This window comes from Vibrio mangrovi (assembly GCF_024346955.1).
In the GTDB taxonomy this organism is placed as follows: Bacteria; Pseudomonadota; Gammaproteobacteria; order Enterobacterales; family Vibrionaceae; genus Vibrio; species Vibrio mangrovi.
Window position 1 is genome coordinate 1,756,564 of record NZ_AP024883.1, and the last position, 17,342, is coordinate 1,773,905.

Genomic DNA, 17,342 nt, shown 5'->3' on the forward strand with positions numbered 1-17,342 from the left:
TTACATTCTATACTTAGAATAAAAGTATTGCTGGCTTGGACATGAATCGCGGAGTACAAAAGTGGTTGTAGAAACCGAAGGCTATTTGGCATTAATTGAGCATTTATCGCTGAACCTCGATGTATTCATGCACGAAGGCGATACAGGGCAGGAGAGCGTCGAAGATGTTGTTACTGATCTGGTTGCAAGTAATATCATGGATATTTTCGAGCAGAACCCGGAGCTCCACTCAAGTGTCCGCTTTCAACTGTTGAAAGAGGCCGATATGGTTGCCGAAGATCTGGAAGAAGTTTTGGCCGGATGCTGGAAGAAAAAAGCAACCAATGAACAGATTGGTTTTCTGGATGAGTTTATCTCTCTGATGAAAAACCTGTTTGATACGGCTGTTGCAAAATATGATTGAAGGTTTTTCAGACGCTTTAGCGTTTGAATTACTAACATGATTATCACTGTCATGGTTTTGTCATATAACTGTTACACGACTGCAATTTTTTGTTCTTAGCATCTACGCAGGATTCACCAGATGACCAACTCAGATGCTACATATTCTCAAGTTCTTTTCTTCATCTTCTCTTATCAGGATCATCAGCGCTTGTTTCGTTGGATTTATTCTGTTTGTCGTCCTGCTGTCCTATCAGGGACTCAGCGGGCTCAATTCTGTTGCCGGGCAGTTTAACCATTTATCAAACCGGGCACTTCCTCTGGCAATCACTAATGCCAGACTGGTTCAGGCGATTCTGGAAAATACCAAGTTAATGAGTGCCGGGATCCGAACTGAAGCACCTTCTGAACTGACAACTATTCAAGCCGACATTCAGCAAAAAATCAGCGTTGCTCAGACTTCTCTGGAGCAGCTCCGACAATATGTCGATCATGGCAGTCAACAGAGTATTCTGAGCGAAGAACAGGTCAGTGCAATTACCACTGATGTAAATACTCTGGAAAAACTCAGTCAATCGCTGATGTCGATACAGGCACAAAAACTGAAGGAACAGGCTCTGTTAAAAGATCTGGCAGAAACTTTTCGTTATGGTGTCAGTTCTATCGGGCCAGAGATGAGCCGTATTGCCAATATGCTGGCTTTTGAAAATCCGGAAGCGATGGATGCAGCAAACCGCTTCGTTGCAAATGCATCAAAAATGGAAAGCTTATTTTTGATGCTGATGATGGAGAAAGATGAAACAACTGCCCGGACATTTTACAAAACGCTGAGAACTCGGGAAGCAGGTGTTTCGCTGGCTTATGATGATTTTCGGGAGTGGTATCCGGAAGTGACCGAATTTACCAGTCTGACGGCTCCGTATGAACTGATGGAAAAAGGATTCGCTGACAACGGTGTTATCCGGCAGGTTCTGGCTCAGATTGAATTGGTCCGTAAACAGGGCGAGCAACTGAATCAGGCCATCAGTATTTCAACCGGGACAATCCAGAAACTGGACGAAATATCACAGTCAGCAGGCAGTCAGATTCAGGATAAGCAGTCATTAGTTGAAGATACCATTTCTCTGACAACTACGTCTCAGGTGTGGTTCATGGTTGTTGCGATCCTTGTATTGGTTGTCATCTGGTTCCTGTTACGCCGCTGGGTTCTGCATAGCTTGCGGCATATTCTGGAAGAGCTGCATTCGCTTGCGCAGAAGGATTTCTCAGATAATCTGCTGGAATCCGGTCCTTCCGAGCTCAGAGGTGTTGCCAGAAATCTGAATGAAGTAATTGATGCGATGCGTTTATCACTCAATCAGGTAACAGAAACTTCCTCGGCACTGTATCAGGCTTCTGAAATCAGTCATCAGGCTTCAGAAAGCAGCCAGCGACGTCTGACACGGCAGAATGAGGCTCTGAGTGGTATGAGTACGACGATGACAGAGATTGAAGCCTCTATCAGTGATATCGCCTCGATTACCAGTGAGACTTATCAGGAGAGTCAGGTATCAGTTTCTCATGCTCAGAAAGGTCTGGAAGTTCTGACTCATAATCAGGATTCGCTGAAATCGCTGAATTCCCGTCTGGACAGTAATGATGAGGCCATGAATGAACTGGTTGAGCGGGTTGACCAGATTCAGGGAATGGTCGATTTGATCAGTGGTATTGCTGAAAATACCAACCTTCTGGCTTTAAATGCAGCGATAGAAGCGGCACGGGCCGGAGAACAGGGAAGAGGATTTGCCGTTGTGGCGGATGAAGTCAGAAAACTGGCTAGTGGGACTTCAGAACAGACCATGAACATTCGTGGCTTAATGGCGGAGCTGGTTTCATCCGTTAACCGTTCCCGCCAGGCAGTGAAAGATTCCCGTGAACAGATGTCTTTTGCTTTGCAATCCGGGGAAGAAGTTAAATCATCTTTCACGTCGATTGAATCATCGGTACAGGAAATCTGTGCCCGAATTGAACAAATCTCCGTAGCTGCCGGCCAGCAGGAAAAAGCAACGGCAGAAGTGAACCAGTCTATTGTGCTGATCGCTGAACAGGGGCATCAGACTGCACTAAGCTTGCAGGAAGTTGTTGGTAGTGCGGGGCAGGTATCCGATATTGCCAATCAGCAGCAGACTATGTTGTCACAGTATCAATTATCATCGTCAACGTCTGTTTCATAACTCATTCGGCACCATTCTGAAGTCTTCTCTATTTGGTGCCTCTCCTCCTATGGATGTATCATGACTGAACCGGATACAGCTGAAACTGTATCCGGACAAAACGTGTGTTGACGGAGCGAATGTCAGCCGGACACCGATAAATATAATGAAACACGCGTCTGAACACTCTAAATCATGTAGGAGTCAGTACCATGTATTACGGCTTTGATGTCGGTGGAACGAAAATTGAGTTCGGTGCATTTGATACAACGCTGACGCGGGTCGCAACCGAACGGGTATTTACCCCACGGGAGGATTACGAGCAGTTTATCGAAGTCATTGCTGAACTGGTCGGGAAATACGATGCAATTCTGGAGTGTACCGGTATGGTCGGATTGGGATTGCCTGGTATAGAGCAGGCTGACGATGGGGTGCTTTTGACAGCCAATATTCCCTGTGTAAACGGACGTTGCCTGCGTCAGTATCTTGGAAAAAGACTTAATCGTCCGGTCAGGCTGGAGAATGACGCAAATTGTTTTGTTCTTTCCGAAGCATGGGATGATTCAATCCGAAACAGCCCTTCCGTTATGGGGCTGATTCTGGGAACCGGACTTGGCGGCGGCTTGGTTTATCACGGGGAAGTATTTTCCGGCAGAAACCAGGTGGCCGGAGAAGTCGGTCATATGAGAATGCCGATTGATGCGTGGTTCCTGCTGGGAGATAACCCGCCATTGTTATCCTGTGGATGCGGCAAGCAGGGATGTCTGGAAAATTATATTTCCGGCCGGGGATTTGAAATATTGTATGAACACCGGCATGGCGAAGCGAAAAATGCAGTTGATATTATTCAGGATTATCAGGCCGGAGATGCAACAGCAGTTACTTTCGTCGACTTTTTCATGGAGCTTCTGGCGATATGTCTGGGGAATATATTTACGGCCTGTGATCCCCACATTGTTGTTCTGGGTGGTGGACTGGCGAATTTTGAACAGCTTTATCAGGAGCTTCCCCGCAGGATTCCCCGCTATTTGCTGCCGATTGCCCGATGTCCGGAGATCAGGAAAGCCAAATATGGTACCAGCGGGGGCGTCAGAGGAGCTGCATTTCTGAATCTGAAGCCCTAAAAATTCCGTATATATTGCTGTATGAATTCAGCGATCTGAACCACATCGTTTAAGTTCAGACACGGAAGGCGGCAGTCGATGGTTACATCCGTTGCGACGGCAATAATATCCGGATCATCCGGATATAACCACGGGCGTGTGATTTCGTGACGATGTAGCTCAATTTTTGGCAAGTGTTTTTCTTTACATCCTTCAATCAGGATCACATCCAGATTCTCAGTGTCGAATTGTTGGAGTAAGTGATAGAAATCGGCAGAAGAGTCTGGGAATTCAGTCGTCAGTATTGCACGCTCCGGTGTTGCCAGCAAAGTTTGAGATGCGCCGGCCTTACGGAGCCGGAAACTATCTTTTCCGGGTTGATCCTGTTCAATCACATGGTGTGAATGTTTGTATACACCGACCCGGATTCCCTGTCGGATCAGTTCGGGAATCAACGATTCCAGCAGTGTTGTTTTTCCCGTTCCGGAAAACGCCGCAAAGCCGAGAACAGGAATATTCGGTAGTATGGATGAATTAATCGTCATAGTGTTTTACTCGCGGTTGTTCTTACTGGGTCTGCTGTTTTTCCAGATTTAATAGCTGTTCCGGAGTATTTACATTCATGAACATAGATGGAATATCATGACAGTCAACGAGATGAGCTCCGACTTGATCAAAAAAGAGTGCGACTTTCCGGTCACCCTGTTCCAGAAAACTTTCAAGCTGACTGAGCACTGAACGATGGGCAAGGGCGTAAACAGGCTGGCGTTTTTCACCATCATGGGCGACATAAATTTTTCCGTCTTTAGTGACTGCCCGGCAAAAACGCTGAACCAGATCACTACTGATTAACGGACCATCGCAGGGAAGGATACCAATCCATTCGGTTTCGGCATGCTTTAGTGCGGTATGTAATCCTGCCAGAGGACCGGGATAATCCGGATAGAGATCTTCGATAACAGGTGCATATTGCCGGTAAGCCGACTGATTACGATTTGCACAAATCCAGATGGAGGAAGCCTGAGGTTTCAGTGCTTCAAGTACGTGTTCTATCAACGGGCGTCCCTGATAAAGAAGCAGGCCTTTATCCTGACCGCCCATCCGTGAAGATTGTCCTCCGGCAAGAATGACCCAGGTAACTTGATGTTCTTCGAGCATATTGCATTCACTTCATATTGGTATAGGGACTCACTTTATCTCAACTACAATATAATTTGAAATAAGATCACGAATCTATCGTAGAAATGACAGTGAATAGACGATTATTCCGGATAAATGACGACAATAGTTTATGAGTGAGGAAAAAATATTCCGCACATCATTCTGAATAAATGATATGTTACTTTTAGTTATTAACATATTTATCGATAATAGTAACCCGGCAGCCAGGAATGACGACACTTGTGAAACCACTGACTGAACGACAGTACCAGACATTTTCTGTTTTGGTTATCAGCCATCAGACTGAAACGCAGATGCAGCTTCAGCAGGCATTGTCCGGTCATGTTTCCCGATTAGATACAGTCACCACTCCTGAAAGCATGATGCACAGTAGTCAGTTACTTGCACTCTATGATCTGATCATATTTGATACACGTGCCTGCCAGCAACATGAGCTAAACCATATCGTATCCTTTTTCGAAGGGGAGATTTTACTTATCCTCAGTGAAAATGAACTGAAATCGGAGATCGTTCAGGGCCGGTATTATCTGTTGTATCCAATGACTGATCATCAGATCCAACAAGCGGCTAAATGTGCGCTGCAGCGGTTGATTGAGACCCAAAAATATACGGCACTTGCTCAGGATCTGCAGAAATATCATCAGACTACCATTGTCGGAGCTTCAGAGAAGACCAAGCAACTCAAACAGCAAATTAAGCAGTACGCATCATCCAAAGCCCCGGTTCTTATTGAAGGAGAAGCTGGTACAGGTAAAGAACTGGCTGCCAGAGCGATTCATGAAGCAAGTGGGCGTGTCGGACCTTTCGTTGTTGTCAATTGTTCAAAACTCAGCTCTGATTCAGCAACGGCTGAACTGCTGTGTAATCATGGTGGTTCACTGCGCCTTGCAAATCACGGCACTCTGTTTCTGGATGGAGCCGAAAACATTTCTGCTGATTTTCAGCATATTTTAGTTCAGCTACTTGAAGGACGGACAATTCAGTCTGTCAGTGGAAATTCTTCTTATCTGATCGATGTTCGTCTGATCTCTGCCAGTACGAAAGGAATGCTCAATGCTGTTATGGAGAATACTTTTTCCAGAGAATTATATGAGCGATTGTCTGTACTGAAAATGAATATCTCTCCTTTACGTGAAAGGCCTGCTGATCTGAGAGAATTATTCCCTTATCTGACCGGCCGTCTTTGCAATAAACTGTCACTCCCGGTGCCGGAATGGCAGAATGAATATGATTTTGAACAGGGAACATATGAGTGGCCTGGAAATATCAGAGAAGTGAGAAACCTGATTGAACGCTGTTTACTTTTGAATAAATCGCCCAATGATTATTGGCAGGAATATATGCTTCAACAGTCACGTCATGCCTCAAAAGTTGTGATTGCAGTTTCTCATCATAGTGAAATCCCTGAGTTTCAGACAATAGGGACGTCATCAAGGCGAGGTTATCCGAGTGACTGGAGTCTCCGGGAAACAGAAAAAGCACATATTCAACAAGTAGTTGATTTTTTTGATGGGAATAAGTCTGCTGCGGCCCGTCAGCTTGGCATTTCGCGCAAGACACTCGACAGAAAATATAAAGAGTAGCAATCAGCAGAAGATAGGGCAGATTAAAGAATGGTCTATTATTTTCGTTATTCTCTTTTTCTGAATCTATACCCGGAATAAATACCGGAATCCTAATGTTTATACCCTCCCAAAAATGAGACATCGTCTGGTTTTTCTATACGTTATCCTATCTGTCATACCCGAACTCAGATCTTTATTTCTGCCTGTATTTATACTGACGTTATATACAAACCAGCAGGAACTGTTCGGATATTTTTATACTCAGGTCACCTCAAAATACAGCAGTCTGAGTATTTTGATATCGCTTGGGTGTATCAGTCTAATAAAATTAAGAGAATAGTAATGTCACATTCAACAAAACGAATTAAATCAGAGACGATGTGGCCGATTGAATGTCAGTTTATTGAGCATCAAATCACATCGGGTGCATGGGTTACTCAGCAGACCCAGCTTGTCGGTTTCAAATTGATTCCTGACGATTTATCGGCGAATCTCGGAGTTTTACAACTTCAGCGTAGTGAGAGGAAAGACTATCGGAATAATCTGAAAGCAGATCCTCCCAAACTATACGCGATATTATATACAACGCCTCAACGGGAAATCTGTACCCTGACGGCTTCTCCCAGAGCGGCTCAAAGGTTTATGGATCAGAAATTTCTGGTTTTATCAAATCAGATGCCGGAAGAAGTCAGGTTGTGGATTGAATCATATGTACATAAGCGCTAAGAGTACTTGATGATTATATTTGCACCAGAATGATTGCCCAATATTGATGCAATTATTCAATAATGGTGCACTATGCCTGTTTTTATTGTTTGATTATTACAGTGTAACTTTTATTTAATTTATATAATTCAGTGTATTAGTTGTATTTTTTACTTTGGTATTCATGTCTCCTTAAATTGGCATGAATACTGCTTGTTTCGCATCAAATAACAATTTTCCCCAAAATGGGGATTTTTCATTTTTATTGGCACTATCTTAGGGCGTGTTGTGACAGAAGCGTTTCACTTCCGTCTCTGCCCGGTGCAAGTTTATGGAGAGAACGCGAATGGAGCACAACTTAAGCCAGGTGCAGGGTGCTGTACAAACACTGACTCAAAGTTCGGATACACTGTTTTTGCTGTTGGGAGCCATCATGGTTTTCCTGATGCATGCCGGATTTGCTTTTCTGGAAGTCGGGACTGTCCGGAAGAAGAATCAGGTCAATGCTCTGGTCAAAATACTGGTTGATTTCGGCGTATCGACTATTGCTTATTTTTTCATCGGTTACTGGGTTGCATACGATACGACTTTTTTCTCCAGCGCCGAAGTTCTTGCGGCCGGTAACGGTTATGAATTGGTAAAATTTTTCTTTCTGCTTACCTTTGCGGCAGCTATTCCTGCAATCGTCTCTGGTGGGATTGCTGAGAGAGCCCGCTTTTACCCAATTATGATCGCAACATTTTTTACGGTTGGTGTGGTTTATCCCTATTTTGAAGGCATTATCTGGAACGGTAACTATCAGTTTCAGAACTGGCTTGAGAGTCACTTCGGTTATGCATTTCATGATTTTGCCGGTTCGGTTGTCGTGCATGCTGTTGGCGGATGGATTGCCTTGGTTGCTGTGATTTTTCTGGGAATGAGAAAGGGGAGAATCCGTGCCGGGAAACATACTAACTTCGCACCGTCAAATATTCCGTTTCTGGCTCTGGGAGCCTGGATTCTGAGTGTCGGATGGTTTGGATTTAATGTGATGTCAGCCCAGACACTGAACGGTATCAGCGGACTTGTCGCAATGAATTCTCTGATGGCTATGGCCGGAGGAATTCTGGCAGCATTTGTTGTCGGGAAAAATGACCCCGGATTTATTCACAATGGTCCTTTAGCCGGTTTGGTTGCTGTTTGTGCCGGTTCCGATCTGATGCATCCGCTTGGGGCATTGATTACCGGTGTGGTTGCCGGTGTACTTTTCGTTTGGGTATTTACCTGGTTACAGAATAAAACCCATATCGATGATGTTCTGGGTGTCTGGCCGTTACATGGTTTGTGTGGTGCCTGGGGTGGCGTTGCTGCCGGTATTTTCGGTCAGCAATCACTTGGCGGACTGGGTGGTGTAAGTTTCGTTTCCCAATTTATGGGAACTGCTGCTGGTATCATTGTTGCTTTACTCGGTTCCTTGATTGTCTATGGTTCACTTCAGAAACTCATCGGATTAAGACTTTCTGAAGAAGAAGAATTTAATGGTGCTGATTTGTCTATTCACAAGATATCAGCAACAAACGAAGAATAATCCGGAATCTGATGATGCGCGGGCAGTGTCCGCGCATCGATATTCCCGGTTGTTTTTCTCATCATCTGATACACGCATATTAACTCACTCTTCTCGCATAAGTTTTTCTTATCGATATAATTAAAAACAATCATGTATAGCACGTAAATTTCGTGACAAAGATTTGCTTTTATTAAGCTCACACATAAGTTAAGCCTGTTCCGTATTCCCAAATCTTCTCATTGCTGTTGAAATATAGGCGCATTCTATTTCAATAGAATTTTATTTTACCGATGACGAGAAACTTAACATGAATACAACAGTATTAGCACAAAGTAACAAATATTCATCTGGTAAATGGACTTACAAAGATTTTACATGGTGCCTCTCTCTGTTTGGAACAGCAGTCGGGGCTGGCGTACTTTTCCTGCCGATTAAAGCCGGAGCCGGTGGTTTCTGGCCATTGGTCATTCTGGCCCTTATTGCCGCTCCGATGACATGGTTCGCTCATAAGAGTCTGGCTCGTTTTGTTTTGTCTGCTCACCATCCGGAGGCTGATATTACGGATACGGTGGAAGAACATTTTGGTAAGACCGGGGCAAATTTGATTACATTTGCTTACTTCTTTGCAATTTACCCCATTGTTTTAATTTATGGCGTTGGAATCACTAACACCGTGGATTCATTTCTGGTTCACCAACTGGCACTGCCATCGATTCCCCGCTGGCTACTTTCCGGGGTGTTGATTCTCGCGATGACCGGTGGTGTGGTTTTTGGTAAAAACCTGATGCTGAAAGCGACCTCTCTGATGGTTTATCCTCTGGTTGTGATTCTGCTGGCATTATCGGTTTATCTGATTCCTGACTGGAATACTTCAATGCTGGAAGTAAAGCCGGACTGGCAGGAGATGCCAATGATTATCTGGCTGGCTATTCCTTTGATTGTTTTTTCATTCAATCATAGTCCGATTATCAGTCAGTTTACTAAGGAGCAGCGTCTGGCCTACGGAGATGACGCATCGCAGAAAACCGACATGATCACCGGTGGCGCAGCAGTGATGCTGATGGCATTCGTGATGTTTTTTGTCTTCTCTGTTGTGCTGTCGCTTTCACCGGAGCAGCTATCTGTTGCTCAGGAGCAGAATATTTCTGTGCTATCTTATCTGGCAAACGAGCATGATTCTCCGCTCATTTCTTATCTGGGGCCAATCGTGGCATTTGCTGCAATTACCTCCAGTTACTTTGGTCACTTTCTGGGTGCTCATGAAGGTCTGGTTGGTCTGGTTAAATCCCGTAGTGAGATGAAGGTGAAATCAATTGAAAACTATTCTTTAATTTTCATCGTATTGAGCACCTGGATTGTTGCAATCGTCAATCCGAGCATTTTAGGTATGATTGAAACAATGGGTGCACCGATGATTGCTGCCATTCTGTTTATCATGCCGATCTATGCAATGAGACGTGTACCTGCAATGAAAAAATTCAGTACCTCTGTACCGGTACAGATTTTCACTGCAATATGCGGGTTGGCTGCTATCACATCCGTTATCTGTAGTGCTTTGTAATATATCCCGATCTTTCTGAATACACACAACCCCGGAGATGTAACAATCGACGGGGTTAATTATATGGGTATACGAACGTCTATTTTTCTACACTCAGGAGATCGGGTATATTATACCCAAGTAAGACAAAAGACATGAAGCCATAAGGATATGACATGGATTATCCATATCGTAACATTGTTGTACTGACCGGAGCTGGGATCTCCGCAGAATCAGGAATTCAGACATTCCGGGCTCAGGATGGTTTATGGGAAAACCACCGCATTGAAGAGGTTGCGACTCCCGAAGGATTTGAACGTAACCCGGAGTTAGTTCAGGACTTTTATAATCAGCGTCGTCAGAAACTACTTTCTGAAGTCATCCAGCCCAATCCGGCTCATCTTGCATTGGGGCGCCTTGAAGCAGAATTGGATGGTCAGGTCACGATTGTGACGCAAAATATAGACAACCTCCACGAGCGGGGCGGGAGTAAGAACGTTATCCACATGCATGGTGAATTACTGAAAGCCCGCTGTAGCGAGTCTCAGCAGGTCATTGAGCAGAGTGAAGACCTGAAAATGGGTGATCTGTGCCATTGTTGCCAGATTCCTTCTCAGATGCGGCCTCATATTGTGTGGTTCGGAGAAATGCCGCTCAGAATGGGAGATATATACACGGCTCTCGAACAGGCTGACCTGTTTATTTCAATTGGGACTTCCGGAGTGGTTTATCCTGCGGCCGGTTTTGTTCATGATGCAAGAATGCATGGTGCACATACGATAGAGATCAATCTTGAACCGAGTGCGGTAGAGAGTGAATTTGTCGAGAAACGTTATGGGAAGGCCAGTATTGAAGTTCCAAAACTGGTTGAAGAGTTGCTTCTGGCTGAATAGATTCCCATCTGTTTTTATCGGTTGAACCGAACAAATGCCTTAATCCTGAAACATCAATAAAAAAGTGGCGTAAAGCCACTTTTTGTCTTTTGTAAGAGTCAATGATGCAGGTTTCCCCGAGCAATCAGTCACTAACCTTCAATTTCTGGAAATATTCTTCGTAAAGACGGTTTGCATCTCCGACTTCATCCTGCCAGGTACCGTTATCCATGACGGATTGTGGTGGGAAGATGTTCGGATCATTAGCAAATTCGCCTGGCAGTAGTTTGTATGCTGCTTTTACCGGCGTTGGATAACCGATTTCCAGCGCAATTTTTGCAGCATTTTCAGGACGAAGCAGGAAGTTAATCATCTTATGAGCAGCTTCAACATTTTTGGCTCCTGAAGGGATTGCCAGACTGTCCATCCAGAATATCGCGCCTTTTTCAGGCCAGACAATATCAATCGGAGCGCCTTCCTGACGTGCCATATAAGCAGAGCCATTCCACAGCATTCCCAGAGATACTTCGCCGGCAATATATGGATTAGCTGGGAAATCAGAATTGAAAACCAGAACGTTCGGGATCAGTTGTTTCAATGTTTCATAGGCCGCTTTGATTTCGTCCGGGTTGGTCGTATTCGGTGAATATCCCAGTTTGGAAAGGGCGATATGAAATACTTCCCGGGCATCATCCATCAGAAGTAGCTGGCCTTTCCATTTACTGTCCCACAAATCATCCCATTTGTGGAGTGTCGACTTATCGACGACATCCGTGTTGACTCCGATACCTGTTGCTCCCCAGATATAAGGAATCGAATAGCTGTTATTAGGATCAAAAGACTTATTCAGGTAATTCGGATCAAGTCCGTCAAAATTGGATAGCTGAGTTTTGTCAATGGGTTGCAGCATCCCTTCTTTGCGCATCTTGGAGACAAAGTAGGTCGATGGTACAACAAGATCATAACCCGATCCCTGTGTCTTTAATTTGGCATACATAGTCTCATTTGATTCATAAGTTGAGTAAATGACTTTAATGCCGGTTTCTTTGGTGAAATCCTGAAGAACTTCGTTAGGAATATATTCAGACCAGTTGTAAAAATAAAGCTCCTGATCATCACTTGCCATACTATAGCCAGAAAATAACGCTGCTGTAGACAAAATGCCTGCATAAAATTTGTTTTTCATTGTTACTGTGTATTCCTGTCAATCATTGGAAATTATCATCACTGGCCGAATAGATGCCACATTATGACCTCTGTCCGGGAGTGAATTTATATAGCTGTGTTCAAAGCGGCTGATTATAGCAGCGAAGTTACCAATAAAATTAAAAGAATGGTTTGTTTCTTATTTTTGTGACAGTTTTATTTATATACCCAAGTAACATCAAGATTCAGGATTCAGACTGTCTCAAACTATTTCAGTAAGTTTCACTTTTGCTTCGACTGATATTTGTCTCTCCCGATGTAGTGGGAGATGAAAACCAGAGTGAATGAAATAAGTAACATAATCGTGGCAAGTGCATTCACTTCCGGAGAAATACCCACTTTAACCATTGAGTAAATTTTTAAGGGGAGAATTTCGTAGGCTGGTCCGGTAACAAATGAGCTGATAATGACATCATCCAGTGATAAGGTAAAACTGATTAACCATCCTGAAGCGATGGCTGGTTTGGCGAGGGGGAAAATTATTTTCTGTAAAATGACCCACTCACCGGCCCCGAGATCCCGGGCTGCTTCCAGCATTTTTATATCGAAACCATTCAGTCGTGTATAAACGGCCACAACAACAAAAGGCAGGCAGAATGTGATATGGGAGAAAAATAATGTCAGAAACCCCAGATGAATTCCCATGACAAGAAATAATGCCAGCAGAGAAATTGCCATTACGATATCCGGTGACATCATCACCACAAACAGCATACCATTGACAAGTGTTTTTCCACGGAACCGATAGCGAAACAGGGCAACAGCGGTCAGACTTCCAATTATTGTTGCCGCAGTTGCAGAAAAGACAGCCACATTCAGAGAATGCCAGGCTGCCTGCATCAGGCCTGCATTTTCTGTGAGCGTTCCATACCATTTACCTGAAAAACCATCCCATCTCATTCCGAATTTATTGGCATTAAATGAGTTTGCAATTAAAACAAGGATCGGTAGATATAAAAAGCTGTATACAAGAGTCATTAAACCGAAGCGAGCTGTTTTTAGCATGATTTAAAGTTCCATTTTTCTGTTTAACAGCCGTCCGGCTTTATAATAAATATATAGGAGTAGTGCCATGACGATCGTCAGAGAGATACTGGTTGCTGCTCCGGCAGGCCAGTCTCTGGAATTAAGAACCTGATTTTTGATCACGTTGCCGATCAACAGGTTCTTCGCACCACCAAGCAAGTCTGAAATATAAAACATACCAAGTGCCGGTAATAACACCAGTAAACAACCGCCGATAATTCCCGGCATGGTTAAAGGAATAATAATTCTGGTTAAAGTTTGTACTTTATTGGCGCCTAAATCTCTGGCAGCTTCAATATAAGCATAATCCAGTTTTTCGAATGCAGAATAAAGTGGCAGTATCATGAAAGGGAGCAGAATATAAACTAATCCGATCATGACTGCCGTTTCGGTATACATAACCCGAAATGGTGTGTCGATGATTCCCAGAGCCAGTAATGATTTGTTGAGTATCCCATTGGTTCCCAGTACGATTTTCAGCCCATAGGTCCGGATGAGAGAATTGGTCCAGAACGGGACAATGACCAGAAACAGCATAAAAGGACGCCGGGATGCAGGCATTCTTGCGATAGCAAATGCAAAAGGATAACCAATGAGCAGGCATAAAACGGTTGCGATACCAGCCATGTAAAATGAGTGGGCGAGCACCCTGGCATATAAAGGATCAATCAGCCGGGTATAATTTTCCCACGTCAGGGTAAAGTCGATAAGGTGGACATTATCCCGAGTCAGAAAACTGGTTGCGATAACCATCAGATTAGGAATAAAAACAAAGATCAACAACCAGCCGACAACCAGATAGATAATGGCCTGACGAAGATTAATGTTGCGTATTTTCATCCAGAACCACCTCCCAGCTTTCAACCCAGGTTAAAACAACTTTTTGTCCGAGAGAGTGGTCGACGTCCGGGTCATCTTCGTTGAAAAATTCACTAACCATAACCCGGTGCCCGGATGTTAATTCAACGACAGAATCCAGCGTCATCCCTTTATAGGTTCGTTCGATAACATGTCCGGTGATGCCTTCACCATCTGTTTCCTTCACTTCTTTCAGGCGGATATCTTCTGGCCGCAATAAAACCTGAAGAGATTGTCCGGGCATGACAGGTTTATCAAAGTAAATGACGGCATTCGTTCCTTCAATAGTAGTCAGAATCCGTTTTTCATCGATTCTTTCAATTGTGACCGCATCAAAAACATTAATTTCACCAATGAAACGGGCAACAAAAAGGCTTTTCGGATCTTCGTAAATCTCTTTGGGAGTGCCATCCTGTTCAATGTTGCCGTCTTTCATGACAATGATTCGGTCTGACATCGATAATGCTTCTTCCTGATCATGCGTGACAAAGATAAAGGTAATCCCCAATTGTCGCTGAAGCTGTTTGAGTTCAATCTGCATTTGCTGACGCAATTTATAATCGAGAGCCGATAAAGACTCATCAAGCAACAACACCTTCGGCTTATTAACCACGGCTCTGGCAATGGCGACCCGCTGCTGCTGTCCTCCGGATAACTGATGAGGCTTGCGTTCTGCATAGCTTTCCAGTCTTACAATCTTCAGGACATCCTGAACTCTGGTACGAATCTCTGCTGCCGGTACCTTTTGCATCTTCAGGCCAAAAGCAACATTGTCAAAGACAGACATATGCGGAAACAGCGCGTAACTCTGAAAGACGGTATTGACATTCCGGTGTTCTGCCGGAATGGAGGTGACATCCTGCCCATCCAGAAACACATTTCCCTGATCAACAGCTTCAAATCCGGCGATCATTCTCAAAATGGTGGTCTTTCCACATCCGGATGGCCCGAGAATGGTTAAAAACTCACCGTGATTTACTTGCAACGAACAGTGATCAATGATTTTTTTACCGTCATAGCTCTTACTAATCCCCGCAAGAGAAATAACCGGATATTCATGAGGTTGTGCTGATTTCAATGTTTCCATATCTCCATCAAAAGCTGAGATTGAGTGGATATACCCAAATGACCTTCAAGATGCAGTTTCAGCGAGAATTACTGGGTACAGAGACAAGGCAGAGATTTGAGTCATAGCCATTCTATGGCGAAAATCTGTATATTTATATTTTTCCGCAGCATCATAATATTCACCAATATGAAGTCAATGCTATTTTCAGTCATTTGTGATGAATTTAGGCTGGGTATCAGAAACAAAACACATGAAATGTCTTTGATTGGCGGCGAATTACCAGCGAAGCCGGAAAAATGAATAAAAAAAGTTACATCTATACAATTTCGACTTGAAATCAATTTCAGTATAATGATCCTCTTTGTTGTATATACGGTGGTCGAATTTACAACCATCCAAGAGGTAGCATGAATCAGAAAATTGAAAAAGAGTTTAATTTAGGGGGGAGCCTGGAGAGAGCTTTGAGCGGAGATTATCAGCTGAGAGTCGGAGCGATTCTCAGAGAAGGGGTTTCATGTACGATCAAAAATTTCTGGTCTTTTACTCCGGCAGTATTTATTTTACTCGCGGTACAGCTTCTCATTTTCTACATTGTTCTGAAACTTCAGCTACCTGACCTGAGAGCAATTCTTGAAGGGTTGCAAAATCCGGAACAGATTGATCCCCGGTTTGTTCAGGCTTTTGTTATTGCCGTATTCAGTTTTGAAGTTGTCAGTGCACCGATATCCGCTGGTGCCAGTCTTATGGCAATGAGTCACGCTGCTGGTTTAAAGACACAGACCCGGCACATCAGTAAAGGGTTACAGTTTACGGTTTCCGTGATTCTGGCTACATTGATTATCCAACTGACTCAATCAATCGTCGGGCAATTGTTCTGGATACTTTCGATGTATGCTTCAATTGCATTCAGCCATACGATTCTATTGATTTGTGAAAAACGTTTGCCAATATTTAAAGCCTTGCTGATTTCTCTGAAAGCAACCAACAGAAAAATCATTCCACTTACCACTATCTATTTCATCATGATGCTTTTAACCGGATTTGCAATTATCTTCTATGGTATTGGTTTCATTTTTGTTTTACCTTTCTTCTTACATGTAAAAGGCATCTTATACCGGAACATGTTTGGTATCCGGTTAACCATTATTTCTACATCAAACAGTGATCAGCAGAACAAGGTTTTCAATGCGTAAACTGATTTATTTCTTTTTCTTCGCTGTCGTGCTTATTCTGGCCAGTTGTACTTATTACCAGTTTCATCTGGAGAGCCGTTCGACAGTTGAAAATAAGCAACCACAAGGTATCAGTGTTGAAGAAGCACCTGATTTTAAAGCGATCAAGAATCTGGCCCAGAGAAAACATGCTTTTTTCTCTTATCTCAAACCGGGTATTCGTTACGAAAACCAGAGAACTCAAAAAGAGCGTGATTTCTTACTAAACAGCAGAAAAGGTATCGAATCAGGCCAGCTCTCTCAGGCGGAAGTTCAGCAACTGGCCGAACTCAGTTTGCTTTATTCAGTCAAAATTCCAGTAGAAGGGCCGGATCTGGTATGGCTTGATAGAATGCTGCATAAAGTGGATGTTCTCCCTGAAGCTCTGGTTCTGATTCAGGCCGCGAATGAATCTGCCTGGGGAACGTCGCGTTTTGCCCGAGAAGCAAACAATTATTTCGGGCAATGGTGTTACCAGAAAGGCTGTGGGCTTGTGCCACTTGCAAGAGAGACGGGGATGACTCATGAGGTTGCCAAATTTAAATCCGTGCAGGAGTCGATCCATCGATACTTCATTAATGTAAATCGTAACCGGGCTTACCGGGAGTTGAGAAACATTCGCTATCAACTGAGAAATGAAGGAGAGGATCTCTTCTCTAATCAGAGTGCTATTCAATTGACCAACGGACTGACTAAATATTCTGAGCGGGGAGTGGATTATGTGAAATCACTTCAGGCGATGGTCCGTCATAATCAGAAGTATTGGGAAGATGCTCCTGAAGAAGCTCCCAAAACAGTGAAATAACACTATTGTCGCCGGGTTTTATCTGAGCAGCCCGGCATATTTTCCCCCCTGTTTTCCGTGATGATTCTATCCTGAATT

The 17,342-nt window shown here is 43.7% G+C and carries 16 protein-coding genes; 10 read left to right on the top strand and 6 right to left on the bottom strand.

Annotated features, from left to right (window positions below; translation table 11 throughout):
- Positions 1-61: 61 nt before the first annotated feature.
- The 3 genes from OCU74_RS07900 (at position 62) to nagK (ending at position 3,697) form a co-directional block, all read left to right on the top strand.
- Complete coding sequence (locus tag OCU74_RS07900) at positions 62-403, top strand: DUF3802 family protein (RefSeq protein ID WP_087479201.1); 342 nt, start codon at positions 62-64, stop codon at positions 401-403.
- 133 nt (positions 404-536) lie between these two features.
- The gene (locus OCU74_RS07905; RefSeq protein ID WP_087479202.1) at positions 537-2,594 is read left to right on the top strand and encodes a methyl-accepting chemotaxis protein; all 2,058 of its coding nucleotides are present in this window, start codon (positions 537-539) and stop codon (positions 2,592-2,594) included.
- Positions 2,595-2,785: 191 nt separating this feature from the next.
- The gene (nagK, locus tag OCU74_RS07910; protein WP_087479203.1) at positions 2,786-3,697 is read left to right on the top strand and encodes an N-acetylglucosamine kinase; all 912 of its coding nucleotides are present in this window, start codon (positions 2,786-2,788) and stop codon (positions 3,695-3,697) included.
- Here the strand turns inward: nagK and mobB are convergent.
- Together mobB and mobA are read right to left on the bottom strand one after the other, a co-directional pair.
- A complete protein-coding gene (gene mobB / locus OCU74_RS07915; protein WP_087479204.1) occupies positions 3,694-4,221 on the bottom strand; it encodes a molybdopterin-guanine dinucleotide biosynthesis protein B in 528 nt (175 codons plus the stop codon). The two genes, nagK and mobB, sit on opposite strands and share 4 nt — an antisense overlap.
- 22 nt (positions 4,222-4,243) lie before the next feature.
- Positions 4,244-4,834: a molybdenum cofactor guanylyltransferase MobA gene (gene mobA / locus OCU74_RS07920; protein WP_087479205.1), complete on the bottom strand. Its 591-nt coding sequence runs from the start codon at positions 4,832-4,834 to the stop codon at positions 4,244-4,246.
- A 233-nt stretch (positions 4,835-5,067) separates the two neighbouring features.
- On the opposite strand from mobA, the gene OCU74_RS07925 reads away from it, so the two are divergent.
- The 5 genes from OCU74_RS07925 (at position 5,068) to cobB (ending at position 11,110) form a co-directional block, all read left to right on the top strand.
- A complete protein-coding gene (locus tag OCU74_RS07925) occupies positions 5,068-6,441 on the top strand; it encodes a sigma-54-dependent transcriptional regulator (RefSeq protein WP_087479206.1) in 1,374 nt (457 codons plus the stop codon).
- A 324-nt stretch (positions 6,442-6,765) separates the two neighbouring features.
- Complete coding sequence (locus OCU74_RS07930) at positions 6,766-7,149, top strand: DUF3305 domain-containing protein (RefSeq protein WP_087479207.1); 384 nt, start codon at positions 6,766-6,768, stop codon at positions 7,147-7,149.
- A gap of 325 nt (positions 7,150-7,474) precedes the next feature.
- Entirely contained in the window at positions 7,475-8,695 is a 1,221-nt protein-coding gene (locus OCU74_RS07935; protein ID WP_087479208.1) for an ammonium transporter, read from the top strand.
- Between the two features lie 289 nt (positions 8,696-8,984).
- Positions 8,985-10,238, top strand: coding sequence for an aromatic amino acid transport family protein (locus OCU74_RS07940; RefSeq protein WP_087479209.1), 1,254 nt, complete (start codon positions 8,985-8,987; stop codon positions 10,236-10,238).
- Between the two features lie 155 nt (positions 10,239-10,393).
- Positions 10,394-11,110 carry a Sir2 family NAD+-dependent deacetylase gene (gene cobB / locus OCU74_RS07945; protein WP_087479210.1) on the top strand — a complete coding sequence of 239 codons (717 nt, stop codon included), beginning with the start codon at positions 10,394-10,396 and terminating at the stop codon, positions 11,108-11,110.
- A gap of 124 nt (positions 11,111-11,234) precedes the next feature.
- Here cobB and OCU74_RS07950 read toward each other — a convergent pair whose 3' ends face one another.
- The 4 genes from OCU74_RS07950 to potA all read right to left on the bottom strand — a co-directional run bounded on the left by OCU74_RS07950 (position 11,235) and on the right by potA (position 15,266).
- Positions 11,235-12,275, bottom strand: coding sequence for an extracellular solute-binding protein (locus tag OCU74_RS07950; protein ID WP_087479211.1), 1,041 nt, complete (start codon positions 12,273-12,275; stop codon positions 11,235-11,237).
- A gap of 242 nt (positions 12,276-12,517) precedes the next feature.
- Positions 12,518-13,300 carry a spermidine/putrescine ABC transporter permease PotC gene (gene potC, locus OCU74_RS07955; protein ID WP_087479212.1) on the bottom strand — a complete coding sequence of 261 codons (783 nt, stop codon included), beginning with the start codon at positions 13,298-13,300 and terminating at the stop codon, positions 12,518-12,520.
- 3 nt (positions 13,301-13,303) lie between these two features.
- Positions 13,304-14,161, bottom strand: coding sequence for a spermidine/putrescine ABC transporter permease PotB (potB, locus tag OCU74_RS07960; protein WP_087479213.1), 858 nt, complete (start codon positions 14,159-14,161; stop codon positions 13,304-13,306).
- Positions 14,142-15,266 (bottom strand): spermidine/putrescine ABC transporter ATP-binding protein PotA, encoded by a 1,125-nt coding sequence (potA, locus tag OCU74_RS07965; protein WP_087479214.1) that lies wholly within the window; start codon positions 15,264-15,266, stop codon positions 14,142-14,144. The genes potB and potA overlap by 20 nt, the downstream gene beginning before the upstream one ends.
- A gap of 389 nt (positions 15,267-15,655) precedes the next feature.
- Here potA and OCU74_RS07970 point away from each other — a divergent pair, with 389 nt between their 5' ends.
- Positions 15,656-16,441, top strand: a complete 786-nt coding sequence (locus tag OCU74_RS07970; protein WP_087479215.1) for a hypothetical protein — start codon at positions 15,656-15,658, stop codon at positions 16,439-16,441.
- Entirely contained in the window at positions 16,434-17,264 is an 831-nt protein-coding gene (locus OCU74_RS07975) for a glucosaminidase domain-containing protein (RefSeq protein ID WP_087479216.1), read from the top strand. Before OCU74_RS07970 ends, OCU74_RS07975 begins: the two co-directional genes overlap by 8 nt.
- The last annotated feature ends 78 nt before the right edge of the window (positions 17,265-17,342 follow it).

Excerpts from the sequence above, each read along its gene's own strand:
- mobB (WP_087479204.1), bottom strand. The coding sequence starts at position 4,221 with ATGACGATTAATTCATCCATACTACCGAATATTCCTGTTCTCGGCTTT.
- mobA (WP_087479205.1), bottom strand. The coding sequence starts at position 4,834 with ATGCTCGAAGAACATCAAGTTACCTGGGTCATTCTTGCCGGAGGACAA.
- OCU74_RS07925 (WP_087479206.1), top strand. The coding sequence starts at position 5,068 with ATGACGACACTTGTGAAACCACTGACTGAACGACAGTACCAGACATTT.
- OCU74_RS07930 (WP_087479207.1), top strand. The coding sequence starts at position 6,766 with ATGTCACATTCAACAAAACGAATTAAATCAGAGACGATGTGGCCGATT.
- OCU74_RS07975 (WP_087479216.1), top strand. The coding sequence starts at position 16,434 with ATGCGTAAACTGATTTATTTCTTTTTCTTCGCTGTCGTGCTTATTCTG.
- cobB (WP_087479210.1), top strand. The coding sequence starts at position 10,394 with ATGGATTATCCATATCGTAACATTGTTGTACTGACCGGAGCTGGGATC.
- OCU74_RS07935 (WP_087479208.1), top strand. The coding sequence starts at position 7,475 with ATGGAGCACAACTTAAGCCAGGTGCAGGGTGCTGTACAAACACTGACT.
- potB (WP_087479213.1), bottom strand. The coding sequence starts at position 14,161 with ATGAAAATACGCAACATTAATCTTCGTCAGGCCATTATCTATCTGGTT.
- OCU74_RS07970 (WP_087479215.1), top strand. The coding sequence starts at position 15,656 with ATGAATCAGAAAATTGAAAAAGAGTTTAATTTAGGGGGGAGCCTGGAG.
- nagK (WP_087479203.1), top strand. The coding sequence starts at position 2,786 with ATGTATTACGGCTTTGATGTCGGTGGAACGAAAATTGAGTTCGGTGCA.
- OCU74_RS07950 (WP_087479211.1), bottom strand. The coding sequence starts at position 12,275 with ATGAAAAACAAATTTTATGCAGGCATTTTGTCTACAGCAGCGTTATTT.
- OCU74_RS07905 (WP_087479202.1), top strand. The coding sequence starts at position 537 with ATGCTACATATTCTCAAGTTCTTTTCTTCATCTTCTCTTATCAGGATC.
- potA (WP_087479214.1), bottom strand. The coding sequence starts at position 15,266 with ATGGAAACATTGAAATCAGCACAACCTCATGAATATCCGGTTATTTCT.
- potC (WP_087479212.1), bottom strand. The coding sequence starts at position 13,300 with ATGCTAAAAACAGCTCGCTTCGGTTTAATGACTCTTGTATACAGCTTT.
- OCU74_RS07940 (WP_087479209.1), top strand. The coding sequence starts at position 8,985 with ATGAATACAACAGTATTAGCACAAAGTAACAAATATTCATCTGGTAAA.